7 protein-coding genes are annotated in these 6,919 nt (G+C 70.4%); 3 read left to right on the forward strand and 4 right to left on the reverse strand.

The window, feature by feature from the left end:
• Both mhpA and AC27VN_RS28250 read right to left on the reverse strand, forming a co-directional pair.
• Nucleotides 1–1,129, reverse strand: a 1,129-nt coding sequence (mhpA, locus tag AC27VN_RS28245; RefSeq protein WP_490878675.1) for a bifunctional 3-(3-hydroxy-phenyl)propionate/3-hydroxycinnamic acid hydroxylase MhpA, incomplete at its 3' end; no start/stop codon positions are given.
• The gene (locus tag AC27VN_RS28250; protein ID WP_490878676.1) at nt 1,122–1,679 is read right to left on the reverse strand and encodes a VOC family protein; all 558 of its coding nucleotides are present in this window, start codon (nt 1,677–1,679) and stop codon (nt 1,122–1,124) included. The genes mhpA and AC27VN_RS28250, both read right to left, overlap by 8 nt.
• Nucleotides 1,680–1,827: 148 nt before the next feature.
• Here AC27VN_RS28250 and AC27VN_RS28255 point away from each other — a divergent pair, with 148 nt between their 5' ends.
• Nucleotides 1,828–2,817, forward strand: a complete 990-nt coding sequence (locus tag AC27VN_RS28255) for a Bug family tripartite tricarboxylate transporter substrate binding protein (RefSeq protein ID WP_490878677.1) — start codon at nt 1,828–1,830, stop codon at nt 2,815–2,817.
• 31 nt (nt 2,818–2,848) lie between these two features.
• Here the strand turns inward: AC27VN_RS28255 and AC27VN_RS28260 are convergent, their stop codons facing one another.
• Both AC27VN_RS28260 and AC27VN_RS28265 read right to left on the reverse strand, forming a co-directional pair.
• Nucleotides 2,849–3,448, reverse strand: coding sequence for a nuclear transport factor 2 family protein (locus AC27VN_RS28260; protein WP_490878678.1), 600 nt, complete (start codon nt 3,446–3,448; stop codon nt 2,849–2,851).
• Between the two features lie 48 nt (nt 3,449–3,496).
• Complete coding sequence (locus AC27VN_RS28265; RefSeq protein WP_490878679.1) at nt 3,497–4,597, reverse strand: porin; 1,101 nt, start codon at nt 4,595–4,597, stop codon at nt 3,497–3,499.
• A gap of 164 nt (nt 4,598–4,761) precedes the next feature.
• Here AC27VN_RS28265 and AC27VN_RS28270 point away from each other — a divergent pair, with 164 nt between their 5' ends.
• Complete coding sequence (locus AC27VN_RS28270) at nt 4,762–5,682, forward strand: LysR substrate-binding domain-containing protein (RefSeq protein WP_490878680.1); 921 nt, start codon at nt 4,762–4,764, stop codon at nt 5,680–5,682.
• Nucleotides 5,683–5,751: 69 nt separating this feature from the next.
• On the forward strand, nt 5,752–6,720 hold the full coding sequence (locus tag AC27VN_RS28275) for a Bug family tripartite tricarboxylate transporter substrate binding protein (protein ID WP_490878681.1): 969 nt from the start codon (nt 5,752–5,754) through the stop codon (nt 6,718–6,720).
• The last annotated feature ends 199 nt before the right edge of the window (nt 6,721–6,919 follow it).

The following is a 6,919-nucleotide window of genomic DNA, read 5'->3' on the forward strand; positions in this document are numbered from 1 at the left end:
GGCGCCCGGCGCGAAAGCGCGCATCGCGCTCGGCCGCGCGCGCGGGATCGGTGGTCTGGATGATGTCGCCGAGCCGCACCGCGAGCTCGATCAGCGCGCGCACATGCGGCGCGCGTTCCGACTCGTAGGTGTCGAGCAGCGTCTCGGGCGCGCCGCGCGCGAGCACGGCCTCGAGCTTCCAGGCGAGGTTGGCCGCGTCGCGAATGCCCGCGCACATGCCCTGCCCGAGGAACGGCGGCGTCTGGTGGCAGGCATCGCCGGCCAGCAGCAGCCGGCCCTGGCGCCAGCCCTGCGCGATGACGGAATGGAAGGTGTAGATGGCGGCGCGCTCGAGCCGCGCCTGCTCGGGCTTCACCCAGGGCGCGACCAGCCGCCACAGCGTGTCGGGTTGCACCAGCGCTTCGCGGTCGTCGTCGGGCAGCACCATGATCTCCCAGCGCCGCCGGTCGCCGACCACGTTGCAGTAGGTCATGGGCCGCGCCGGATCGCAGTGCTGCACCGTGTGGTCGGGCAGTGCGACCGGTTGCCGCAGCAGCACGTCGAACACCAGCCAGGGCTGGCGCAGCCCGAGGTCGACCATCGCGCTGCCCATCTGCCGGCGCACCGGCGAGCGCGCGCCGTCGCAGCCGACGACATAGCGCGCGCGCAATGTGGTGTTCTCTTGCCGGTGCAGGTCGCGCACGCTCAGCGTGGCGCCGTCCGCGTCCTGCGCGATGCCGGTCAGCTCGTGCCGCAGCCGCAGCTCCACGTTGGGAAAGCGCGCGAGGCCTTCGCGCAGCTCGGCCTCGAGCTCGGGCTGGTGGAAGTAATAGTTGTTGGCGCAGCCATGCGGGCCGAGTGCGGCGCTGCCGCCGCGGATCAGCATCGTCTCGCCCGCGCCGTTGACGAAATGCATGCCCTGCTCGCCGGGGCGCGCGATGGCCAGCACCTGCTCGCGCAGGCCCGCGCCCTGCAGGATGCGCAGCACCTCGCCGTCGAAATGGATCGCGCGCGGCAGCGGGAAGATGCCGGCCTCCTTCTCGAGCACCAGCACCGACAGCCCGGCCGCGCCCAGCAGGTTGGCGAGCGTGGCACCGGTCGGCCCGAGGCCGACGATCGCGACGTCGTACATGCGCGCCGCTTCAGCCACGCTGGTCTTCCTGCATGCGGCGCGCCACCTCGGCCTGCCATTGGGCGCGGCTCATGAACTTGGGGAAGCGCTTCGCGATGGCTTCGGCCTGCGCGAGGATGGCTGCGTCGGACTGCGACAGGTCGATCGCCTCGCGCAGCGGCTGGTCGCAGTACCAGGGCGTGTCCATGAACAGCTCGAGCCGGTTGCCCTCGGGGTCGCGGCAGTAGACGGAGATGGCGTTGCCGTGCGTGACCGGGTGCATCTCGCTCGCGCCCTCGGCCAGCAGCCGGTCGTGGAAGCGGCGCAGCGCGCCGAGGTCGGGCACGCGGAACGAGATCTGGTTGACCACGTTGAAGCCCGGGTTGGCGGGCCGGCCGGTGGCCAGCACGAGCTGGTGGTGCTCGCGCGGATCGCGGCTCAGGAACACCAGCTGCACCGGGCCCAGGTCGCCCGCGTCGGTCTGCGTGAAGCGCAGCGCCTGCTTGTAGAAGCGCGCCATGCGCGGCAGGTCGCTCACGTAGAGGCCGATGTGGCTGAACTGCAGGTCCGAAGGGACGAAATCCGTCATCTCAATGTCTCCAAACGATAAATCGCACGGAGCTTTTCCGTTTCGATGTCGAAATACTATAGTTATTCTCGTATTTTGACAATAACTACGTTTTCTCTATCATCGCGACCGGTGCAAACCGCACCCAAGATCGAATGGAGACAAACCGATGAACGTTTCGAAGACGCGGGGCCGCCGCTGGCTGGCCCCTGGATGCATCGCCGCCGCGGGCCTGCTGGCGGGCGCGGCCTGGGCCCAGGCCGACTACCCGAGCAAGGCGGTGCGGATCATTGCCCCCTTCCCCGCCGGCAGCGGCCCCGACGCGAACGCGCGCGAGATCGCCGCCGAACTCACGAAGCTGCTGGGCCAGAGCTTCTATGTGGAGAACCGCCCCGGGGCCTCGAACATCATCGGCACCGAGGTCGCCGCGAAGGCGCCGGCCGACGGCTACTCGCTCTACATCGGCACCACCAGTTCGCTGTCGGTGGTGCCGCATCTCTATTCGAAGCTGCCCTTCGACGCGGAAAGGGACTTCGCGCCCGTGAGCCTGCTCGGCGTGCTCAACACCGGCCTGATCGCCACGCCCGGCGTGGAGGCGCGCGACGCGCGCGCACTGATCGCCGCGCTCAAGGCCCGGCCCGATTCGGTGGCGGTCGCGACCGCGGGCATCGGCAGCTATTCGCACCTGTCGGCCCTGTGGTTCAACAGCGCCGCGGGCGTGAAGACCAACCTCGTGCCCTACAACAGCAGCAGCCCCTACGTCGACCTGATCGCGGGCCAGGTGCAGCTGATGTTCGACGGCCTGCCGGCCGCCGCGGGCAACATCCACACCGGCAAGCTCAAGCTGCTGGCCATCACCGGCAAGGAGCGCGCGCCGAGCTTCCCCGACGTGCCCACCTTCGCCGAGGCCGGCCTGCCCGACTACGCGCCGATCGCCTGGCAAGGGCTGCTCGCGCCCGCGGGCACGCCCAAGCCCGTGCTCGAGAAGCTCAGCGCGGCGATGCGCAAGGCTTGTCAGTCGCCCGAACTCGCGCGCAAGTGGCGCGACTACGGCGGCGAGCTGCGCTGCAACACGCCCGCGGAGTTCAAGGCCTTCATCGATGCCGATCGCGCGATGTGGGGCAAGGTGATCCGCGAGGCGCGGGTCAAGCTCGATTGAGCGCGGCGTGCGTTCTCCGCATCGCGCGGGTTCAGGGCCGGCGCAGCCACGCGCGCGCCTGCTCGCGCAGTTCGCGCTCGGCCTCCGAGTCGGCGGTCGGCAGGTCGAGGGGAACCTCGTGTCCGGCCTGCAGCAGGCGGTAGCCGAGGTAGCGGTACGGCCGCGGCAGGCGCGACAGCCGCTTCGCATCGAGCGCGAGCGTGGCGCCCTCGGCGTCCGCGACGAGGCTGTCCATGTCGTAGACGGCGGTGCGCCGCGCCAGCCTCCACGCGCTCTCCTCCTGCGCGAGCAGGTCGATGAAGCGGAAGTGGCATTCCCATCGCACCGGCGTGCCGTCCAGGCTGCCGAAGCCGATCATCATCACGGCCGACTCGGCCCAGGCGCGTTCGCCCTCCACCTCGCACAGCGTGCCGAGCATGCGGTGCCGGTTGAAGCTGCGGCCCTGCAATCGGCGCGAGGCCTCGACGAAATCGACATGGCGGCCGCGGAACCAGCTCACGGCGATGTCGCCGGCGGGCGTGAAGCAGTCGTTCAGCGCGGCCCAGCGCGCGTTGTCGCGACAAAAGGCCCAGCGCTGGATCAGTTCGGCGATGGCGGCCTGGTGGAGGATAGGTTCGGACTTCGATGGCATGGCGCTTTCTCGAGGGTGAAGGGCGCATCGCGCCCCGGGATGGGAGGTTCAGAACGTGTGCTTCACGCCCAGCATGAAGCCGCTCTGGGAGCCGCCGGGCGTGTTCGTGAGGCCGGGATAGCCGTTGACCGGCAGCGCCAGGCTGCCGCTGTTGCGGATGTGGCCCGCGGTCGCGTAGACCAGCGAGCGCTTCGACAGGAAGTAGCTGGCGCGGAACACGGCCAGCCGCGCCCCGTTGGCGGTGTGGCGGTAGTCGAGCTTGAACAGCTGCGCCTCGAACAGCCACGGGCCGCTCGGGTAGGTGCCGCCGAGCCACCACAGGTCGCTGCGCGGCTGCGTCGCGCTGCCTTCGTTGTCGCGCCGCAGGTAGCCCGCGGCGAGCTTGACCTCGCCCAGCTTCAGGTAGCCGTTGAGCGTGGCCCGCGTGTCGCTGCGGTCGCTGCTGGACAGGCCACCGAAGGCACCGGGGCCGCCCTGGATCCGGTCGGCGCCGAGCGCGACACCCCACGACGCCTGCTCGTACTTGAGCATGCCCGACAGCGTGCGGCAGGCCCGCGCATCGCCGGGCAGCTCGCCCGCGCAGTTGGTGCCGCCCGGGCTGTTGGTCGCGACCACGTCGCGGCCCAGGCTGTAGAGCGCGCCGACGCTCCACGCGCCGAAGCTGCCGCGGTAGGCGATCGCGTTGTCGGCACGGATGTTCGCGAGGTAGGGATCGAGCGAGCTCGAGCTGTAGGCACCGGGTCCCATGATGTCCGACTCGGTCATCGACCAGAACAGGAAGGTCAGCTGCCGGCCCAGCGTGACCGTGCCCCAGTCGCCCGCCAGGCCGACCGTGGAGGTGCGGCCGAAACTGCGCCCGCCGTTGGCGATGACCCCGGTGTCGGCGTTGAAGCCCATCTCGAGGTTGAAGATCGCGCGCGTGCCGCCGCCCAGGTCCTCGGCGCCCCGGAAGCCCAGGCGCGAAGGCAGGGTGCCGAACTGCATGCGCGTGACGCCGATCGCGCCCGGCCCGCCATGGCCCTGTACGTGCTCGACCCCGAGGTCGAGCAGGCCGTAGGTCTGCAGGCTGCCCTGCGCCCGCGCGGGCGTGGCCGCGGCGAGCGCCGCGACGAGCGCGAGGGCCATGACGGCCCGTTTTTCTTGTCTCATGTCTTCTGGTCCTCGTGGGGGTGGATGCCGGTCTTCGCGGGTGCGCCGCATCGACGGCCCTCGCACGGTAGCCACGGCCTCGCGGGGTCAGAAGACGGCAATTTCTCGCGCTCGATCGCCGGCGGCTATCGCCAGCGCGTGGCGTTTGGCACCGGGGACGCTCGATGAAGCTGCACCAGTTGCGCGACTTCGTGGCCGTGGCCTCCACCGGCAGCCTGCGCGCGGCGGCGCGGCGCCTGGGGCTCACGCAGCCCTCGCTCTCGAAGAGCATCCAGCAGCTCGAGAAGGAACTGGGCAGCGCGCTGTTCGAGCGCCATGCGCGCGGCGCCGTGCTGAGCTTCGCGGGCCGCGCCTTCCTGCCGCGCGCCGAGACTGTGCTCAACGAACTGCAGCGCGCCGCCTCCGAACTCCAGCACCTCGGCGGCGCGGGCGGCCATGTGAACATGGCCGTGTCGGCGGCCGCCGCGCTCACGGCCCTGCCCGAGGCACTGACCGAATTCCGCAGGCGCTATCCCGATGCCGCGGTGCGCGTGGTCTCGGGCACCTTCGCCGTGATGTTCAGCGAGCTGCGCGCGGGCGCGCTCGACTTCTCGATCGGGCCCCGGCCGGCCGTGTCGCTGAGCGAGGAGTTCTGCGTCGAGCACCTGTTCACCAACACGCGCGCCGTCGTGTGCCGCGCCGGCCATCCGCTGCGCCATGCGAGATCGCTGGGCGAACTCACCGAGGCCCAGTGGCTGGTGCCCGGTGCGATGGGCCTGGCCGCGGCGGAGCACGACCAGGTCTTCCTGGGGCTGGGCCTGCCGGTGCCGCGATCGGTGGTGCAGTGCGAATACCCGACGGCCCTGCTGTCGCTGCTGGCCCGCACCGACATGCTCGCCATCGTTCCGCGCCAGTACGCGGACGCCCGGCCCTTCGACAGCTTCCTGGTCGAGATCCCGATCGGCGAGACGCTGCCGGGCGCGGAGATCGTGCTGATCGCGAAAGCCGCCATGCCGCTCACGCCCGCGGCCGAGCACATGCTGACCTTGCTGCGCCGGCACATCGAGTACCACGTCACGGCCCACCGCGGCGGCACGCAGCCATAACCGCGACCTATCTTCATCGACGCCGCGGCATCTGCCGCCGTGCGAAGGCGCTGCCTAGACTCCCGCCGCATGAAAGTCCTTGCCCATCTGGCCGCCGCCGCGGCCGCGCTGCTTCTCTCGCCGGGCGCATGCGCCGACGACTGGCCCGTGAAGCCGGTGCGCGTGGTCCTGCCCACGGCGGCGGGCAGCGCGCCGGACGTCATCGCGCGCCTGCTCGGCGAGCGGCTCGGCCAGCTCTGGAAGCAGCCCGTGATCGTGGAGAACAAGCCGGGCGCCAGCGGCGTCATCGGCATCTCGGCTTTCAAGCAGGCGCCGGCCGACCAGCACAGCTTCCTGCTCGCGCAGGCGGCGGTCATCGCGGTGACGCCGCGCACGCTGGCGAACCCGCGCTTCGATGTCGACGCGGACATGACGCCGATCGCGCTCGTCGCGCTGAGCCCCATGATGATCCTCGCGCGCCAGGACTTCGGCGCGAACACGCTCGCCGAGGCCTTCGCGCTCGCGCGTTCGGGCAGGCAGCCGATCACGGTGGCCGCCACGGGCCAGTACTCCATTCCGCACCTGTCGGCCGAGTACATCCGGAAGGCCGCGGGGCTGGATGTCAACATCGTCTCCTTCGGCAGCACCGGAGGCGCCCTCAATGCCCTCGTCAATGGCGATGCGCAACTGATGGTCGACGGCATTCCGGGCGTGGGCGCGATGCGCCAGTCCGGGCGCATCAAGGCACTGGCCACCACCGCCTCGGAGCGCCTGCCGGGCGAGCCCGGACTCCCGACGTTGGCAGAGACACTGCCGGGCAGCCCGGAACTCAGCGGCTGGTTCGTGCTGTTCGGCCGGAAGAACGCGAGCGCCGAGGTGGTCGAGCGCGTGAACCGCGACGTCCGCCAGGTGCTGCAGGATCCCCGGCTCGCGGCGCGCTTCGTGGAACTCGGCGTGTTCCCGCGTGCGTTGACGCCGGCCGAGACCGCGCGTTTCGTGGCCGACGAGCGGCAGCGCTGGGGGCGGGTGCTCGACGGGCTGAAGATCGAGGCGCGCTGAGCCGGCGATGACGCAGCAGTCGCCACGCTCTTGAACATTCACTACTGTATGGAAAAGTCAGGGTAAGCCCGGGCTGCGTGTCGCTTTGTCCTCCCTATCATCCGCTCCGACCATTCACATGTGTATGGTGAATGATCGAACTGGCGACCCAAACCGGAGACAACATGACTCGCAACAGATCGATAGCCTTCGCCCTTTC

The sequence above is a fragment of the Variovorax sp. 20P10.2.4 genome, from assembly GCF_058244205.1.